This window comes from Variovorax sp. Soil_C_17 (assembly GCF_057657265.1).
The window spans coordinates 1,004,071-1,021,200 of the sequence record NZ_JBDGIT010000002.1 but is presented as its reverse complement, the minus strand read 5'-3'; the positions used below and the strand labels follow the sequence as shown (position 1 = coordinate 1,021,200).

The 17,130-nt window shown below is 67.6% G+C and carries 14 protein-coding genes and 1 riboswitch; of the genes, 6 read left to right on the top strand and 8 right to left on the bottom strand.

Annotated features, from left to right (window positions below; translation table 11 throughout):
- The first annotated feature begins 3 nt into the window (after positions 1-3).
- A complete protein-coding gene (locus AC3A6Y_RS13310; RefSeq protein ID WP_487868690.1) occupies positions 4-465 on the top strand; it encodes a type IV pilin protein in 462 nt (153 codons plus the stop codon).
- Here the strand turns inward: AC3A6Y_RS13310 and nrdR are convergent, their stop codons facing one another.
- The 3 genes from nrdR to AC3A6Y_RS13295 form a co-directional block, all read right to left on the bottom strand.
- Positions 466-909: a transcriptional regulator NrdR gene (nrdR, locus tag AC3A6Y_RS13305; protein WP_487868689.1), complete on the bottom strand. Its 444-nt coding sequence runs from the start codon at positions 907-909 to the stop codon at positions 466-468.
- 19 nt (positions 910-928) lie between these two features.
- Entirely contained in the window at positions 929-2,173 is a 1,245-nt protein-coding gene (gene glyA, locus AC3A6Y_RS13300) for a serine hydroxymethyltransferase (protein WP_487868688.1), read from the bottom strand.
- A gap of 42 nt (positions 2,174-2,215) precedes the next feature.
- Positions 2,216-2,342, bottom strand: a riboswitch (ZMP/ZTP riboswitch).
- A 37-nt stretch (positions 2,343-2,379) separates the two neighbouring features.
- The gene (locus AC3A6Y_RS13295) at positions 2,380-3,222 is read right to left on the bottom strand and encodes a lytic transglycosylase domain-containing protein (protein ID WP_487868687.1); all 843 of its coding nucleotides are present in this window, start codon (positions 3,220-3,222) and stop codon (positions 2,380-2,382) included.
- 595 nt (positions 3,223-3,817) lie between these two features.
- Here AC3A6Y_RS13295 and AC3A6Y_RS13290 point away from each other — a divergent pair.
- Complete coding sequence (locus AC3A6Y_RS13290) at positions 3,818-7,621, top strand: DUF748 domain-containing protein (RefSeq protein ID WP_487868686.1); 3,804 nt, start codon at positions 3,818-3,820, stop codon at positions 7,619-7,621.
- A 94-nt stretch (positions 7,622-7,715) separates the two neighbouring features.
- Positions 7,716-10,541, top strand: a complete 2,826-nt coding sequence (locus AC3A6Y_RS13285; protein WP_487868685.1) for a DUF349 domain-containing protein — start codon at positions 7,716-7,718, stop codon at positions 10,539-10,541.
- A 15-nt stretch (positions 10,542-10,556) separates the two neighbouring features.
- Here the strand turns inward: AC3A6Y_RS13285 and AC3A6Y_RS13280 are convergent, their stop codons facing one another.
- The 5 genes from AC3A6Y_RS13280 to AC3A6Y_RS13260 form a co-directional block, all read right to left on the bottom strand.
- Positions 10,557-11,354, bottom strand: a complete 798-nt coding sequence (locus AC3A6Y_RS13280) for a M90 family metallopeptidase (protein WP_487868684.1) — start codon at positions 11,352-11,354, stop codon at positions 10,557-10,559.
- Positions 11,354-12,115: a UDP-2,3-diacylglucosamine diphosphatase gene (locus AC3A6Y_RS13275; protein WP_487868683.1), complete on the bottom strand. Its 762-nt coding sequence runs from the start codon at positions 12,113-12,115 to the stop codon at positions 11,354-11,356. The genes AC3A6Y_RS13280 and AC3A6Y_RS13275 overlap by 1 nt, the downstream gene beginning before the upstream one ends.
- A 2-nt stretch (positions 12,116-12,117) precedes the next feature.
- Entirely contained in the window at positions 12,118-12,627 is a 510-nt protein-coding gene (locus tag AC3A6Y_RS13270; protein WP_106558751.1) for a peptidylprolyl isomerase, read from the bottom strand.
- 20 nt (positions 12,628-12,647) lie between these two features.
- Entirely contained in the window at positions 12,648-13,223 is a 576-nt protein-coding gene (locus AC3A6Y_RS13265) for a peptidylprolyl isomerase (protein ID WP_487868682.1), read from the bottom strand.
- A 63-nt stretch (positions 13,224-13,286) separates the two neighbouring features.
- Complete coding sequence (locus AC3A6Y_RS13260) at positions 13,287-13,871, bottom strand: tetratricopeptide repeat protein (protein WP_487868681.1); 585 nt, start codon at positions 13,869-13,871, stop codon at positions 13,287-13,289.
- Between the two features lie 194 nt (positions 13,872-14,065).
- On the opposite strand from AC3A6Y_RS13260, the gene cysS reads away from it, so the two are divergent.
- Genes cysS through AC3A6Y_RS13245 form a run of 3 tightly spaced genes read left to right on the top strand, consistent with a single transcriptional unit; the run spans position 14,066 to position 17,114 of the window.
- Entirely contained in the window at positions 14,066-15,445 is a 1,380-nt protein-coding gene (gene cysS / locus AC3A6Y_RS13255; RefSeq protein ID WP_487868680.1) for a cysteine--tRNA ligase, read from the top strand.
- 16 nt (positions 15,446-15,461) lie between these two features.
- The gene (locus tag AC3A6Y_RS13250) at positions 15,462-16,118 is read left to right on the top strand and encodes a DNA-3-methyladenine glycosylase family protein (RefSeq protein WP_487868679.1); all 657 of its coding nucleotides are present in this window, start codon (positions 15,462-15,464) and stop codon (positions 16,116-16,118) included.
- Positions 16,119-16,133: 15 nt separating this feature from the next.
- Positions 16,134-17,114, top strand: coding sequence for an acetyl-CoA carboxylase carboxyltransferase subunit alpha (locus AC3A6Y_RS13245; RefSeq protein ID WP_487868678.1), 981 nt, complete (start codon positions 16,134-16,136; stop codon positions 17,112-17,114).
- Positions 17,115-17,130 lie beyond the last annotated feature (16 nt).

Genomic DNA, 17,130 nt, shown 5'->3' with positions numbered 1-17,130 from the left:
GCAATGACATTGATCAACCAGCCACGCCGGCGCCACGGCGGCTTCACCCTCATCGAGGTGATGATCGTGGTCGCGATCGTCGCCATCCTGGCCGCGATCGCCTATCCGAGCTATCTCGAGTCCGTGCGCAAGTCGAAGCGCGCCGAGGCACGCGCACAGCTCATGGAAGCGGCGCAGTACATGCAACGCTTTTACTCGCAGAACGACAGTTTCCTGAAGGTCCTCAACGACAACACAAAGTCAGACATGACGCTTCCGCCCGCATTGGCGTCTGTGCCACGGGGAGGGGCGACAACTTACACGATTCAGTTCGTGACGCATACCGCCAGCTCTTTCAATCTCGAGGCGGTGCCAACGGGGTCGATGGAGGGAGACCGCTGCGGATCGCTGCGACTCGACAACACAGGGGTTCGGGGGATTGCGAATGCCAAGTCCGGCTTAAGCCCCAGTGACTGCTGGCGCTGATCAAATATCGCGCAGCAACTGCCTGAACTCGTCCACGTCCTCGAAGCTGCGATACACCGAGGCAAAGCGCACGTAAGCCACCTTGTCCAGGCGCTTGAGTTCGCGCATGACAAGCTCGCCCACCTTCGTCGATTCGATCTCGCGCAATCCGCTGGACAGCAGCTTCTGCTCGATGCGCAGCAGCGCGTGGTCGATCTGCTCGATGCTCACCGGCCGCTTGCGCAGCGCCAGCATCATCGAGGCGCGGACTTTCTTGGCGTCGAAGTCGGCGCGGCTGCCGTCCTTCTTGACCACCACCGGGAAGTTGACGTCCGGCCGCTCGTAGGTGGTAAAGCGCTTTTCGCAGGTGCTGCACTGGCGGCGGCGCCGCACGAAGTCGGCATCCTCCGATACGCGGGTCTCGACGACCTGCGTTTCGAGATGACCGCAGAAAGGGCACTTCATGCGGACGCCAGGCGGGTGATCAGCGGTACACCGGGAAGCGGCTGGTCAGCGCATGCACCTTGGCGCGCACCGCCTCGATGGTGGCGGCGTCGCGCGGGTTGTCCAGCACATCGGCGATCAGGTTCGCGGTGAGGCGTGCCTCTTCGTCCTTGAAGCCGCGCGTGGTCAAGGCAGGCGTGCCGATGCGCACGCCGCTGGTCACCATCGGCTTCTCGGGGTCGTTGGGGATGGCGTTCTTGTTGATGGTCATGTGGGCGCTGCCCAGCACGGCCTCGGCTTCCTTGCCCGTGATGCCCTTGGCACGCAGGTCGACCAGCATCACGTGGCTTTCCGTGCGGCCGCTGACGATGCGCAGGCCACGCGCGCTCAGCGTTTCGGCGACGATCTGCGCGTTCTTCACGACCTGCTGCTGGTAGGCCTTGAATTCCGGCGACAGTGCTTCCTTGAAGGCCACGGCCTTGGCCGCGATCACGTGCATGAGCGGGCCGCCCTGCAGGCCCGGGAAGATCGCGCTGTTGATCGCCTTTTCGTGCTGCGACTTCATCAGGATGATGCCGCCGCGCGGGCCCCGCAGGCTCTTGTGGGTGGTGGAGGTCACCACGTCCGCGTGCGGCACGGGGTTGGGATACACGCCTGCCGCGACCAGGCCGGCGTAGTGGGCGATGTCGACCATGAAGATGGCGCCGACGTCCTTGGCGACCTTGGCGAAGCGCTCGAAATCAATGCGCAGCGAATAGGCCGAGGCGCCGGCGATGATCAGCTTGGGCATGGCGTCGTGCGCCTTGCGCTCCATCGCGTCGTAGTCGATTTCTTCCTTGTCGTTGAGGCCATAGCTCACGACGTTGAACCACTTTCCGCTCATGTTGAGCGGCATGCCATGGGTCAGGTGGCCGCCTTCGGCCAGGCTCATGCCCATGATGGTGTCGCCGGGCTTCAAGAAAGCCAGCATCACGGCCTCGTTCGCGGAGGCGCCGCAATGGGCCTGCACGTTGGCGGCATCGGCGCCGAAGAGCTGCTTGACGCGGTCGATGGCCAACTGCTCGGCGACGTCGACATGCTCGCAGCCGCCGTAGTAGCGCTTGCCGGGATAGCCTTCGGCGTATTTGTTGGTGAGTTGCGAGCCTTGCGCAGCCATGACGGCCGGGGAGGCGTAGTTTTCGCTCGCAATGAGCTCGATGTGCTGTTCCTGCCGCGCGTGCTCGGCTTGAATGGCGGCCCAGATTTCGGGATCGGTCTGTTCGACCAGGATGTTCCGGTTGTACATGGCAGTCCTTTAAGAACGATGGTCCTTGTTCTTCAACCAAACAAGGGCTGCCCAGGCGAACGGCTGAACGCCTGCTTGGCACCGCAGGCGGCACGCTTCCCAGTGGTCATCCACGTCAGCACCAGCACCTGAAATGGGGCTGCGCCTATCGCCAGTCGCGCGCCGTGGGAGTGTAGCCGACGGCCCGGCTGCCGCCGTAAAAAGGCCTAGAGCTCCGAGGCCAGCGCCACGTTCTGTGCGCTGTTGCCTTCGGGCTTGGCGGGCGCCACCACCGGCAGGGGCTGCGCGCGCATGCCGGGGGGCGTGGGAGTGGGGGCGGTGGAAGGCGCGCGGCCGGCGATCACCTGTTGCAGGCGCGCATGCTCTGCCATCACCTTGCCGGCATAGCCGCCGTCGTCCGGCAGGTTGGCCGCACCCACGTAGTACTTGAGGCCGCCTTCCAGCGAACCGGCCCGCGCGATGCATTCCTGCAGCACCTTGACGCCGACGCGCATGTTGGTCACCGGATCGAAGGCGGTGAGGGTGCCGCCCGCACTTTCGTACTTCTCGCCATGCACCCGCGTCATCACCTGCATCAGGCCCTGAGCGCCGACATGGCTCTGGGCGAAGGGGTTGAAGCTGGACTCGACCGCCACGATGGCCAGGATCAGCGTCGGGTCGAGCTTGGAGCGCTTGCCGAGCTCGAAGGCTTCCGACACCAGCACGCTCAGCGGCTCGACCGCCACTCGGTACTTCTTGCTCAACCAGTAGGCCACCGCAGCCTGCGGCTTCGTCAGTTCATGGGGGCTGGCGGCTGTGGTGCGGTCGATGGCGGTGGGCTCGAGATCGATGGTGGGTTCGGCCGGGGGCTTGCGCGCCTGCAGCCAGCCCATGAGCTGTTCTTCGCCCGACTGGCGCAGGTCCGGCCGCGCGGCGAGCGCCAGCACGGCAAACACCAGGGCGAGCCCGAGCAGGGCGAAGCCGTTGTGGGTCACTTCGAAAAAGCCTTCGGCCACGTCGGACATGAAAGTCCGCAGCCCTCGGGCTGTGGCGGCAAACGCCTGTTTCATCGCTCTTCCTCCTTCTGTGCGGCACCTGGGTCGCAGCGCCGGAAGGCGGTGGTCGAAGGCGGCGGCGCTTGTGGATTGGTACGAATCAGGTACCGCGCGAAAGGGGTTGAGAGCGCGGCCGCCTGATTTAAGCCGAAAGAATTCAGCAGCGGGTGTAGGACAGATCCGACCGGCAAATGAGCGGTTGGGGCAGCGCGAATTCTAGGAGGCGCTTAATACCCGGTCAAGCATAAAGAAATGACAAGTTATGCTATTTACAGGCTTTGGAAGGGGTGTGCATCGCCCGCGGCCCGCCCATTGAAAAGCTTATTTGCAATCTCGTCACGGCAAGCCTACCCTCAGGTGGCCTGAGGTTTCAGGCGTTTAACCGAGGTCCGGTAGCCGGGAGAGATCCATCGAACGGTTCAGAGGCCGAGGCCCCATGGTGGCAATCTCTTGCTGCCAGCATGACCGGAACAATCCAACTTCCGGTCGAGCGAAAAGATGGCATGGGCGTGGCGCCCGCCATCGAGCCCGGAGGCCAGACATAAAGTCAGGCAGCCGGGCTTTCTGGTTTCTGGGAAGCTCCATTCGTTTGGGGCAAACTCGCCCTCCGATGAATGCTGCTTCGCTGAAACAAAACAAGTGGGTGCGGCGGGCGGTGCTGGCCTTGCTGGTGTTGCTCGCGGTCTGGGCCCTCGCCTGGCTCGCCGTGCCGCTCATCGCCAAAAGCCAGATCCAGAAAATCGCGAGCGAGAAACTCGGTCGCCAGGTCAGCGTCGGCAAGATCGACTTCAAGCCCTGGACGCTGGAGCTCACGCTCGACGACCTGCGCATCGCGACCGCCGACGGCAGCCGTCCGCAACTGGCCATCGCGCGCATCTATGCAGACGCCGAACTGCAGTCGATCGTGCGGCTGGCACCGGTGATCGACGCGGTCAGCGTCGATGCGCCCGCCATCCTGTTGACCCACCAGGCGGACGGCAAGTACGACATCGACGACATCCTGGCCAAGCTCGCCAGCGCCCCCGAGACGCCCAAGAGCGAGCCGCCGCGCTTCGCCATCTACAACATCGCCATCACCAACGGGTCGCTGGACTTCGACGACCGGGCCGTCAAGCGCACGCATGAGCTGCGCAACTTCGTGCTCAAGGTGCCGTTCCTGAGCAATCTCCCTTCGCAGCGGACGATCAAGACGGAGCCCAAGCTGGCCTTCGTGCTCAACGGCAGCGCCTTCGATTCGGCGGCCGCCACCACGCCTTTCGCCGACGACCGCAAGACCGATGCCCAGATCAGCTTCAAGGATCTGGACCTGGTGCCCTATCTGGGCTACATCCCTGGCGGCCTGCCGGTCGCCCTGCAGGCCGGCAAACTCGACGCGGACCTGAAGATCGATTTCGTGCAGGCGGCCACCGCCGGACTCAAGATCACCGGAACGGTGGCGGCGCACAGCATCCAGCTTGCCGACTCGAAGGCGCGCGACCTGCTTCGCTTCGACTCGCTCAAGGTGGCACTGGCCGATGTGCGCCCGCTGGAGCGCGTGCTGCACTTGAGCGAGGTGGCGCTGGCAGCGCCGCAGCTGGTGGTGGCGCGCGACGCGGCCGGCCGGCTCAACCTGCTGCCCGCCCCGGGCGCCAGTGCAGCCGAGAAGGCGCCGCCTCCCGACGCTCCGCCGAACGGCGAGGCCGGCGTCAAGCCCGTGGCGGGCGCGGCGCCGGGCTGGCGCGTGCAGGTCGACAAGCTGGCTCTGTCCGGCGGCGAGATCGGATGGCGCGACCAAAGCATCCAGCCCGCGGCGGCGGTCGACATGAAGCAGCTCCAGATCGATGCCAGCGCCATCGCCTGGCCGATGGAGAAGCCGGCCATCTTCAACGGTTCCACCGCCGTGGGCGGCGCCGCACTCAAGTTCGGCGGCGAGGCGACCGACAAGGTTGCCAAAGTACGCGCCGAGGTCGAGGCCCTGCCGCTGTCGCTGGCGGCCCCGTACCTGGCGCAGAGCCTGGAGCCCACGCTCGACGGCAAGCTCAGCGGCCAGATCGACGTCGCCTGGAATCAGCCCAACCTGAAGTTCAAGGCCAGCCGAGTCGCGGTCGACGGGCTGGCACTCACGCAGGCGAAGGCAGCGTTGGCCAGCGTGGGGCGTTTCGAGCTGGCCGATGCCGAAGTCGACATGACGAAGCACACGCTGAGCATCGCCTCGTTCAGCGCCAACAGCCCCAAGGTGCTTGTCGAGCGGGACGACGAGAAGCGCTGGATGTTCGAGCGCTGGCTCAAGGCACCGCGAGGCGGCAGCCAGGCCGCGGCCACGGAGGCCACGGCCGCCGCGCCCAGAAATGCGAAGGCGCCCGCCGCCGATGCCAACACCAAGCCCTGGGAGCTGTCCATCGGCACCGTAGCGGTCGACAACGGTGCGCTGTCCTATTCCGACAAGGCAGGGGCGGCGCCGGTGGCCTTCGAAATCAGTGCCCTGAAGGTCAACGCCCAGAAGATCGCGCCCAACACGGACACCGCCTCGCCGCTGCAGCTGTCCGGGCGCATCGCCGCCGGCCGCGCGGAAGCGGGGCGCTTCGACTACAAGGGCACGGTGGCGCTCAAGCCGGTGGCGGCCGAGGGCCGGCTGGAAGTGGCCTCTGTCCCGGCGCACGCCTTCAAGGCCTACTACGCCGACGCGCTCAATATCGATATCCGACGCGCCTTTGCAAGCTATCGCGGTACGGTCAAGTACAGCACCACGCCCGCGGGCATGAGTGTGAAACTGGCGGGCGATACGGCGCTGGAAGACTTCCGCGCCAACAGCGCGACCCTGACCCAATCGGCCGGGCAGGCCAATCGCAGCAACCAGTTGCTGAGGTGGAAGACCCTCAACCTGCGCGGGCTGCAAGTCAACCTGGCGCCCCAGGCGCCGCTTGCGGTGGACGTGCGCGAGACCACGCTGACCGACTTCTTCGCGCGCGTGATCATCGACCCGACAGGCCGCCTCAATCTGCAGGATCTCACCAAGAAGCCCGGGGAGCCGGCGCCGATGCCGGCCGGCGAGACCAGGACGCGGCGCAGTCTCGGCGGCACCACGACAACCACGACCGTCAAGAAGCAGACGGGACCTGCTGGCGGGGCCCCGTTGTCCGCCGAGGCGATGGCCGGCGGTGCGCCCACGCCGCCTGCCGCCGCGACGCCCGCGGCGACCGCGAAGGCACCGGCGCCCGAGAGCGGCGGTCCCGCGCCTATCATCAATTTCGGCCCCATGAACTTGGTCAACGGGCGCATCGACTTCAGCGACCTGTTTGTCAAGCCCAACTACTCGGCCGATCTCAGTGAACTCACCGGCAAGCTCAGCGCCTTCTCGTCCAAGCCGCAAGGCGACAGGCCGGCGCTGGCGGACCTCGAGCTGCGCGGCAAGGCCCAGCAGACGGCCGCGCTGGAGATCACCGGCAAGCTCAACCCGCTGGCCAAGCCGCTGGAACTCGACATCACCGCCAAAATGCGGGAGCTCGACCTGCCGCCGCTGTCGCCGTACTCGGTGCGCTACGCCGGCCATGGCATCGAGCGCGGCAAGCTCAGCATGGACGTGAACTACAAGATCACGCCGGACGGCCAGCTCACCGCCTCCAACAAGCTGGTGCTGAACCAGCTGCAGTTCGGCGAGGAGGTGCAGGGCGCGCCCAACAGCCTGCCGGTGCGCCTCGCCGTCGCCCTGCTGGCCGACCGCAACGGCGTGATCGACATCGACTTCCCGATCAGCGGCTCCCTCAACGACCCGCAGTTCAGCATCGGGCCGCTGATCCTGAAGGCGATCGTCAACCTGATCGCCAAGGCAGCGACCGCGCCTTTCGCCTTGCTGACGGGCGGGCTCGGCGGCGGCGGCGGCGATTCGAGCACCATCGCCTTCGCGCCCGGCAGCGCGGCGCTTTCGGCCGAGGCGAAGCAGGGCCTGGACAAGGTCGCGAAGGCGCTCACCGACCGGCCCGCGCTGCGCATGACGGTGGTGGGCACCTCCAGCCTCGAGCAGGAGCGTGAGGCCTACCAGCGGCAGCGCGTGCGCGACCTCGCCCAGTCCGAGAAGCGGCGCGCGGCAGTGCGCAGCAACCAGAATGCGGCCGACGTGACGCCGGTCACCGACGCCGAATACCCCGAGCTGCTGGCCGCGGTGTACCAGCGCTCCGACCTCAAGACCAAGCCCCGCAACATGATCGGCCTGGCCAAGGACGTTCCTGTGAAGGAGATGGAAGACTTGCTGATGGCCAGCATCCCGGTCGACGAAGAGTCGATGCGCCAGCTGGCCGTCGAGCGCGGCGCCGCCGTGCGCGACTACCTGCTGGCGCAGAAGCTGCCCAGCGAGCGGTTGTTCCTCGGCGCGGTACGCACCAAGGGCGGCGACGCCAGCTGGAAACCCGGCGCGGAGCTGAATCTGGCCACCCGCTGACCCCACGCGCCGCAACTCGGCGAAAATGGCGACGTGCGCCGGCAAAATGCCGGCGCCTTCGCTTTTCCTCTTCAGATCAGGTTTTATTCGCGCAGTGACTTCAACTTCGACCAAGCCCCACGACCTCCAGTCCCTCGACACGATGACGGGCGGCGCCTTCACTGCACCAACCTCCGGGGAGCGTGCCCAGCGTATCCGCGAGTGGCTGGCCGGCAATCCGGCGCCCGAGCAGATGCAGGAGGTGTTCAAGGAATTGAGCGGCCGCGACAAGGGCGCCGCACGTCTCCTGCGCGAGAAGCTCGACGAGCTCAAGCGCGCCCGCGGCCAGGAGGCCATCGCCGCCGAATGGGCCCAGAAGGCCGAGGCCCTGCTGGCCCAGCCCAAGCTCAACATTGCCGATGCGCTCGCCTGGCAGCGGGATGCGGCCAAGGCCGGCGCCCCCTTGTCGCGTGAGCCGCTGGCGAGCTTCAAGGCGCGCCTGGCCGAGCGCGTGAAGGGCATCGAGGACCTGCAGCACCGCGCGCAGGTGCATCGCGAAGCGGCCGTGCTGCTGGCGCAGCGCTTCGAGGTGCTGTCGACCAAGGGCTGGCGCGACGCCCAGGCGGCCGAAGAAGCGCTGCGCGCCGACGTGGCGCACTGGCAGCAGCAGGCCGCCGAGATCGCAGCCGACCCCAACTGGACCAGCCTGGACGCCAAGTTCGCGCCGCAGCTGGAGTCTTCCAAGTCGCAACTGCTCGTGGTGTCGGATGCCTTCCACCAGGCGCTGGCGCAGACCGTGGCCGCCGCCGAGGATGCGGCGGCGCCCCTGCCGCCGGTTCCGGTCTGGGCCGACGAATTGCGCGTGGCCCGCGGAGGCGCACCCGAAGCGGCGCCTCCCGCCGCGCAGAAGCCGCCGGCGCCGAAGGTCGATCCCGAGAAGCGGGCTGCCGCCCAGGCCGCCGTGGAGGCCGCGTTGGCCAAGCTCGAGCAGGAAACCGCCGAAGGCCATGGCAAGGCCAGCGCCGGCGCCGCCGCGGCCTTGCGTGCCGTGCTCAAGGAGCACGGCAAGATGGTCGATGCCCCGCTGGAAGCCCGCGTGCATGCGGCGCTGGTCGCCGCCGGGGAGCTCGAAGGCTGGCAGCGCTGGAGCGCCGACAAGGTGCGCGAGGACCTGGTGGCCAAGGCCGAAAGCCTGCTCAAGCGTCCCGAGGGCCAGGCCCTGGGCGGCCGCAAGATGCAGGAGACGCTGCGCAGCCTGCGCGAGCAATGGAAGCAGGCCGACCAGGGCGGCGTGCCCAACCACGCGCTGTGGAAGCGTTTCGACGAGGCCTGCAACGAGGCCCACAAGGTGGTGGAGGCCTGGCTCGAGAAGGTGCGGGCCGATGCGGCCGAGCACCGGGCCCAGCGCCTGGCGCTGATCGAGGAGGTGAAGGCCTGGGCCGAGGCGCAGGCCGGCAACACCGACCTCAAGGCCTACAACCGCGCGTTGCACCAGTTCGCCGATCGCTGGCGCGACGCCGGCCATGTGGGCGAAAAGGTGTTCGCCGAGCTGCAGCCCCAGTGGAACGCGGCCTTCGGCGCGGCGCGCGCTCCCTTCGAGCTGGAGCAAAAGGCCAGCATCGAGCGCCGCCAGGCCATGATCGCCGAGGCCACGGAGCTCGGCGCCGCGCCGATGCTGCGCATCGATGCCGTGAAGGCCCTCCAACAGCGCTGGCAAGCCGAGGCCCAGACGGTGCCGCTGGACCGCCGCCAGGAACAGAAGCTGTGGGACACCTTCCGCGCCCCGATCGACGAGGCCTTCAATCGCAAGAGCGCCGAGCGCGAGAAGGCGGCCGCGGCCATGAGCGAGCACGACCGCAACGTGCTCGAAGCCTCGAAGGCGCTGGAAGCCGCGAATGCCACGGGGGATGCGCAGAAGATTCGCGCCGCAGTGGCTCGGCTCGAAGGTGCCCTGCGCGGTGAGGCGCCGCCGCCCGCGCCGAAGACTGCAGCGGCCGACGGGCCCTCTGTCGGAGCGACTGGCGTCGTGGCCCCCGGTCAGGCGGCCGCCGAGTTCGGCGAGAGCGCCGAGCAGGCGCCCGCGTCGGGCGATGCCGAGGCTTCGCCCCCGTCGGCCGCCGCAGATGCCGCGCCGCCGACGCCGGACCTGGTTGCGCCTGCCGATGGCGCCGATGCCTCTGCCCGCACAGACGCCGGCGAGACGGGGGCAGAAGCAGAAAGCGCACCGGCGCCCGCAGCGCCGCCCAAACCGGCACCCAAGCCCGTCATCGCGGTGCGCGGCGACGACCGGCCCGGCAACAAGAAGGCCGAGGCGGCGCCGATGGGACGCGGCACCAGCCGCTTCGGCGGCGATCGCCGGGACAGCCGCAGTGGCCCGCCCGGTCGCGCCAACGAGCGCCCGCCGCGCGCCGGCGATCGAGGAGGCCCGGGCGCCGGCCGCTTCGGCGACCGTCCGCCGCGCGAAGAGCGTGGCCCCCGCCTCGGCGACACCGCCTTCCGCGCCCAGCGCGACGCACTGGAGCGTGCCGAGCAGGCCCTGCGCAAGCTCGCCGCCCAGGCCCACGGCGAAGCGCTGACCCAGGTGCTGGGCGCGTGGGAGCAGCGCGATGCGTCGAAGCTGCCCAGCGTGCAGGAGCTGGGCCGCGCTGTCACGCCCGCCGTGCGCGGGCAGTGGTCGCAGGCCCTGACGTCCGGCCCCTCGGCCAAGCCCGACGAGGCCGCCGAGGCCCTGCTTCGGCTGGAGATGGCGGCCGAAGTGCCGACGCCGGCCGAGCAGCTCGACGCGCGCCGAGCGCTGCAGCTGAAACTGCTGACGCGGCGCGGCGATCCCGCCCCGGCGCAGACCTGGGGTCAGGACGCCGGCACGGTGCTCGCGACGGCGCACGACGCCGCCTCGGCGCGCCGCCTGCAGAACGCGCTCAAGGCGCTGCTGCGCAAGTGAGGTGGAGGAGGGCGCCTAGGCCTGCGGGGCCGGGCGCCTGAAGAACTCGTCGAACAGCGCGACCAGGCCGGCGAATTCCAACGCCAGCTTGGTGCGGTTCACGAAATAGGCCTCGCAGGCCACGGCGAAGAACTCGCCCGGCGATGCGGCGCCGTAGGCATCGAGCCAAGGCGCCTCGCCGCCGAAGCGCTCGGCAACGATGGTTCTCTCGCGGAAGTCCTCGTAGGCCGGTTGCAGCACCGCGAACCAGGCGATGCGCGCGGCGCGCGCGCTCGTCGTGCCCGCAAAGCCGGCCGGCAGCAGCGGACAGCCGTCGGCCGCGCCGCTCTTCATGTCGATCTTGTGGGCGAACTCGTGGATCACGACGTTGTAGCCCGCGTCCTGCGTCACGCTGCCCGCCAGCACGTCCTGCCAGCTCAGCATCACCGGGCCGCGGTCCATCGCCTCGCCGGCCAGGATCTCGTCGTACTCGTGGACCACGCCGGTCTCGTCGACCGTCTTGCGCCGGGCCACGGCTTCGGAAGGATGGATCACGATGCCGACGAAATCGTCGTACCAGCGCAGGCCGCCCGGCAGGTGCAGCACCGGAAGCACGGCCTGGGCCGCCACGGCGAGCGCGACTTCGTCGGTGATGACGAAGCCGTGGGCGCCGTGGAATTCCTTGTCGCGCAGGAACTCCGCCGCCAGACGGCGCAGGCGCTCCAGGTCGGCACCGGGCCGATCGGCAAGAAAAGGGTAGCGCGCGAGAGTCGCGCGCCATGCGGGCTCGGGGATGGGGGGCGCAGTGCGCAGCCCGCGCAGCCAACCGAACATCAGCGCAGATCGACGCGTTGCGGACCTGCGCTCGACAGGCACAGCAGCTGCGCGCGGGCCGGATGGGCCTTGAGGTCCCAGTCGCTCAGCACGAGTCGCTGCAGCCCGTCGCCGAGCGCATGGTCCGCGGGCCGGTGGGTGTGGCCGTGGACCAGCGTCGTCGCGCCGGCCTGCCGCAGCCAGCTGCACGCGGCTTCGGCATCGACATCGGCCCAGACCATGCCGGGGCTGCGCTTGCGGTCCTCGCTCTGCGCGCGCATCGAGCGGGCGAGGGCGCGCCGCTGCGCCAGCGGTCGGGCGAGGAAAGCGCCCTGCCAGGCAGGGGTGCGCACCTCGGCGCGGAAGCGCAGGTACTCGGTGTCCGCGAGGCAGAGAAGATCGCCGTGGCTCAGCAGCCAGCGCCGGTCATGCAGGGCCAGCACGGTCGGGTCGTCGAGCAGTTGCATGCCGCATTGCGCGGCGAAAGCGGCGCCGAGCAGGAAATCGCGGTTGCCGTGCATGAAGAACAGCGGCCGGCGCGCAGCGGCTTCGCGCAGCACCTCGGCGCACTGGGCCTCGAAGCCGGGCTCGGCTGCCGCGTCGTCGCCGACCCAGACCTCGAACAGGTCGCCGAGAATGAAGACGGCATCCGCCGGCGTGGTCTGCAGGTAGCCGCGCCACGCCTCGAAGGTCGCCGGGTCCGAGCACTGCAGGTGGAGGTCGGAGATGAGGTCGACCGTGCGCCACGCCGCGGGAGCCGCGAGCTCGGCGAAAGCCGTCATCTTCAGCCCTTGACGACGGCCTTCTCGATGATCACGTCTTCCAGCGGCACGTCGTCGTGGAAGCCTTTGCGGCCGGTCTTCACGGCCTTGATCTTGTCGACCACTTCCTTGCCGTCGATGACCTTGCCGAACACCGCATAGCCCCAGCCTTGTGCCGAGGGTGCAGTGTGGTTGAGGAAGCCGTTGTCGGCCACGTTGATGAAGAACTGGGCCGTCGCCGAGTGCGGCGCGCTGGTGCGGGCCATGGCCACGGTGTAGTTGTCGTTCTTCAGGCCGTTGTTGGCCTCGTTCTGGATCTCGGCACCCGTCGGCTTCTGCGACATGCCCGGCTCGAAGCCGCCGCCTTGCACCATGAAGCCGGGGATCACGCGGTGGAACACCGTGTTGTCGTAGTGGCCCTTGGTGACGTAGGCAAGGAAGTTCTCGACCGACTTCGGCGCCTTGTCCTGGTCCAGCTCGAGCGTGATGACGCCCTGGTTCTTGATGTGCAGTTCGACTTGGGGATTGCTCATGAGGGCTCCTTGTTGATGGCTTACTTCGCCACGGTGGCGGATTGAATGGTGACGCTTTCGAGCGGCACGTCCTGCATGCCGCCCTTGTTGCCCGTGCGCACGGCGCGGATTTTGTCGACGACCTCGGTGCCCGAGACCACCTTGCCGAACACGGTGTAGCCATGGCCGTCCGGGTTGGGCGCGTTGAGCATCGCGTTGTCCTTCACGTTGATGAAGAACTGCGAGGTGGCGGAATTGGGATTGGCGGTGCGCGCCATTGCGATCGTGTACTTGTCGTTCTTCAGGCCATTGCTGGCTTCCAGCGGGACCGGCGCGCGCGTGGGCTTTTGCTGCAGCTCGGGCGTGAAGCCGCCGCCCTGGATCATGAAGCCGTCGATCACGCGGTGGAACACCGTGCCGTCGTAGTGCTTGTCGCGCACGTACTGCAGGAAGTTGTCGACGGTCTTGGGTGCCTTGTCGGGCGCGAGCTCGACCACGATGTCGCCGGCCGACGTGGCGAGCTTGACGCGTGGCGCGCTCTGTTGCGCCCACGTGGCGCCTGCCAGGCTCAGCGTCGAGACGAGGATGAGTGCCGTGCGACGGGAAAGAATGTGCATGGTGTGGAAGTGGAACGGGCTTGAAGAAACGCGCCTGGACGCTCGTGCGCCCAACAGCGGCAGCTAGCGGCGCACCGGCTTGCGGGCCTCGGGCTGCGCTGCCGGCAGCGTGGTGCTGCCTGGCGCGCTGAACAGCTGGCGGATCAGCGCGAGTTTGGGCGCGATGCTGGTGTTGCTCGCCTCGAGCTGCTGCGCGCGGCCATAGGACTGACCGGCGAGACGGGCGTAGATGTCGCCCAGGTTCTCGTGTGCAGTGGCGTAGCTCGGATTGAGCTTGATCGCCATTTCCAACGCCGCCCGCGCCTTGTCGAACTGGCTCTGCGAGGCGTAGAGGGCGGCGAGGTTGTTGTAGGGCTCGGGCAATTCGGGAAAGTCCTGGGTGAGCTGCGTGAAGGCCGTGATCGCCTCGGCCTGCTTGCCCTGCTCGGTCAGGATCACGCCGCGCAGGAAGCGCATTTGCGGGTCGCGCGGCTTGCCGGCGATGTAGGCGTCGGCCTTGGTCAGCGCCTCGGCCGCCTTGCCCTGGCGCAGCAGGGTGTTGACGTCGAGGTAGTCGTCGGCATGCGCCGCGACGGCCGCGAAGGCGAGCAACAGAACCGACAGGAAGCGCGGGATGAAAGAGGGAGAGGGGGCAGCGGCGTGCTTCATGAGCCTCGAGAAATGGGGAGGAACGCGGGCCTCGAAAACACCAGGGAAAATAACGGGACCGGCCGTTTATACTGACGCGGGATTGTAGCCGAGGGGCTCCCTTCATCCTCTCGTTGCCATAGCATCCTCACCCCTGAAAAAATCTCTGTCGCTCGCCCATGTCGCGTGGGCGAATCCGGCATTTCCCCTGTCTCATGAGTCTTCGCATCTACAACACGCTGTCGCGTGAACTGGAGGATTTTTCTCCTCTGCAACCCGGTCGGGTGCGCATGTACGTGTGCGGGATGACGGTCTACGACTACTGCCATCTCGGCCATGCGCGTTCGATGGTGGCCTTCGACGTGGTGCAGCGCTGGTTCAAGGCCTCCGGTCTCGAGGTCGTGTACGTGCGCAACATCACCGACATCGACGACAAGATCATCCGGCGAGCCGTGGAGAACGGCGAGAGCATCCGCGCATTGACCGACCGCATGATCCAGGCCCTGCAGGAGGACGCCGACTCCCTGGGCATCGAGCGCCCCACGCACCAGCCGCGCGCCACCGAGTACGTGCCGCAGATGCTGTCGATGATCTCCACGCTCGAGCAGAAGGGCCTGGCCTACCGCTCGACCAACGGCGACGTCAACTACGCGGTGCGCAAGTTCCCCGGCTACGGCAAGCTCAGCGGCAAGTCGCTGGACGAGCTCCATGCCGGCGAGCGCGTGGCCGTGCTGGACGGCAAGGACGACCCGCTCGACCCGGTGCTCTGGAAGAGCGCCAAGCCCACCGAGCCCGAGGAGGTGAAGTGGCCCAGCGAGTTCGGTCCCGGCCGCCCCGGCTGGCACATCGAATGCTCGGCCATGGCCTGCCAGCTGCTCGGCGAGACCATCGACATCCACGGCGGCGGCATGGACCTGCAGTTCCCCCACCACGAGAACGAGATCGCGCAGAGCGAGGGTGCCAACGGCAAGCCGCTGGCCCGCATCTGGATGCACAACGGCTTCATCAACATCGACGACGAGAAGATGTCCAAGAGCCTGGGCAACTTCTTCCTCATTCGCGACGTGCTGAAGGAGTTCGATGCCGAGACCGTGCGCTTCTTCGTCGTGCGCGCGCACTACCGCAGTCCGCTCAACTACAGCGACGTGCACTTGGACGATGCACGTGCCTCGCTCAAGCGCCTGTACACGGCGTTGCACCTGGTAGCGCCGGCCGATCTCGCCACCATCGACTGGACCGAGCCCCATGCCGCCCGCTTCAAGGCCGCGATGGACGAGGACTTCGGCACGCCCGAGGCGGTGGCCGTGCTCTTCGAGCTGGCCGGTGAAGTGAACCGCACGAAGTCGGCCCGGGCCGCCGGGCTCCTGAAGGCGCTGGGTGCCTGCCTGGGCCTGCTGCAGGCCGACCCCGAGGCCTTCCTGCAGGCCGGCAGCACCCTCGACGATGCCTCGATCCAGGCCCTGATCGCGCGGCGCGCCGAGGCCAAGGCGGCGAAGAACTTCGCCGAGGCGGATCGCATCCGCGGCGAGTTGCTGGCTCAGGGCATCGTGCTCAAGGATTCGCCGTCCGGCACTACCTGGACCACCGTCAAGTGAGGGCCTGAGAACAACAATGCCTCCCGCCAAGAAGTCCCCCCTCATCGAAATCCACACGCCGCCGTATTGGGAGGAGGCCTGCAAGTACCTGGCGCGGAAAGACCGCGTCATGAAGCGCCTGATCCCGCAGTTCGGCGACGCCTGCCTGGAGTCGCGGGGCGATGCCTTCACCACGCTGGCGCGCAGCATCGTGGGCCAGCAGATCTCGGTGAAGGCCGCCCAATCGGTGTGGGACCGCTTCGCCGAGTTGCCGCGCAAGATGACGCCGGCGAACGTACTCAAGCTCAAGGTCGACGACATGCGCGCGGCCGGCCTGTCGGCGCGCAAGGTCGAGTACCTGGTGGATCTGGCGCTGAATTTCGACTCAGGCTCCGTGCATGTCGATGCCTGGAAAGACATGTCCGACGAGATGATCATCGCGGAGCTGGTCGCGATCCGCGGCATCGGCCGCTGGACCGCCGAGATGTTCCTGATCTTTCACCTCATGCGGCCCAACGTGCTGCCGCTGGACGATGCCGGGCTGATCGCCGGCATCAGCCGCAGCTATTTCTCGGGCGATCCGGTCAGCCGCAGCGATGCGCGCGAGGTTGCCGTTGCCTGGGCCCCTTACTGCAGCGTCGCGACTTGGTATATTTGGCGATCGCTCGACCCCCTGCCGGTGGTCGCATACTGACAAGAGGAGAAGACGTTGGCGAAACGAACCTTTCTCGACTTCGAGCAGCCCGTCGCGGAGCTCGAATCCAAGATCGAAGAACTGCGCTATGTGCAGACCGAGTCGGCGGTCGACATCTCGGAAGAGATCGACCAGCTCGGCAAGAAGAGCCTTCAGCTCACCAAGGAAATCTACAGCGACCTGACGCCCTGGCAGATCACCAAGATCGCCCGGCATCCCGAGCGCCCGTACACGCTGGACTACGTCCACGAGATCTTCACCGACTTCGTCGAGCTTCACGGCGACCGCCATTTCGCGGACGACCTGTCGATCGTTGGCGGCCTGGCGCGCTTCAACGGCACCCCCTGCATGGTGCTGGGCCACCAGAAGGGCCGAGACACCAAGGAGCGCACTGCGCGCAACTTCGGCATGAGCAAGCCCGAGGGCTACCGCAAGGCGCTGCGGCTCATGAAGACGGCCGAGAAGTTCAAGCTGCCGGTCTTCACCTTCGTCGACACGCCGGGCGCCTATCCCGGCATCGACGCCGAGGAGCGCGGCCAGTCCGAGGCCATCGGCCGCAACATCTTCGAGATGGCGCAGCTCGAGGTGCCGGTGATCGTCACCATCATCGGCGAGGGCGGCTCCGGCGGCGCGCTGGCCATCTCGGTCGGCGACCAGGTGCTGATGCTGCAGTACTCGGTCTACTCGGTGATCAGCCCCGAAGGCTGCGCCTCCATCCTCTGGAAGACCAGTGACAAGGCCCAGGATGCGGCCGATGCGCTGGGCATCACCGCCCACCGGCTGAAGGCCCTGGGCCTGGTCGACAAGATCGTCAACGAGCCGGTCGGCGGTGCGCACCGCGACCACCGGCAGATGGCCGCCTTCCTCAAGCGCGCGCTCAACGATGCCTTCCGCCAGGTCGCCGACCTGCGGCCCAAGGAATTGCTCGACCGCCGCTACGAGCGCCTGCAGAGCTACGGTCGCTTCGCCGACACCAAGGCCGAGAGCGCCAAGTAGCCCTTTGCGGGCTGCC

What these genes read in the sequence shown, in the direction of transcription:
- AC3A6Y_RS13310 (WP_487868690.1), top strand. Translation starts at nt 4, where the DNA reads ATGACATTGATCAACCAGCCACGCCGGCGCCACGGCGGCTTCACCCTC.
- nrdR (WP_487868689.1), bottom strand. Translation starts at nt 909, where the DNA reads ATGAAGTGCCCTTTCTGCGGTCATCTCGAAACGCAGGTCGTCGAGACC.
- glyA (WP_487868688.1), bottom strand. Translation starts at nt 2,173, where the DNA reads ATGTACAACCGGAACATCCTGGTCGAACAGACCGATCCCGAAATCTGG.
- AC3A6Y_RS13295 (WP_487868687.1), bottom strand. Translation starts at nt 3,222, where the DNA reads ATGAAACAGGCGTTTGCCGCCACAGCCCGAGGGCTGCGGACTTTCATG.
- AC3A6Y_RS13290 (WP_487868686.1), top strand. Translation starts at nt 3,818, where the DNA reads ATGAATGCTGCTTCGCTGAAACAAAACAAGTGGGTGCGGCGGGCGGTG.
- AC3A6Y_RS13280 (WP_487868684.1), bottom strand. Translation starts at nt 11,354, where the DNA reads ATGTTCGGTTGGCTGCGCGGGCTGCGCACTGCGCCCCCCATCCCCGAG.
- AC3A6Y_RS13275 (WP_487868683.1), bottom strand. Translation starts at nt 12,115, where the DNA reads ATGACGGCTTTCGCCGAGCTCGCGGCTCCCGCGGCGTGGCGCACGGTC.
- AC3A6Y_RS13270 (WP_106558751.1), bottom strand. Translation starts at nt 12,627, where the DNA reads ATGAGCAATCCCCAAGTCGAACTGCACATCAAGAACCAGGGCGTCATC.
- AC3A6Y_RS13265 (WP_487868682.1), bottom strand. Translation starts at nt 13,223, where the DNA reads ATGCACATTCTTTCCCGTCGCACGGCACTCATCCTCGTCTCGACGCTG.
- AC3A6Y_RS13260 (WP_487868681.1), bottom strand. Translation starts at nt 13,871, where the DNA reads ATGAAGCACGCCGCTGCCCCCTCTCCCTCTTTCATCCCGCGCTTCCTG.
- cysS (WP_487868680.1), top strand. Translation starts at nt 14,066, where the DNA reads ATGAGTCTTCGCATCTACAACACGCTGTCGCGTGAACTGGAGGATTTT.
- AC3A6Y_RS13250 (WP_487868679.1), top strand. Translation starts at nt 15,462, where the DNA reads ATGCCTCCCGCCAAGAAGTCCCCCCTCATCGAAATCCACACGCCGCCG.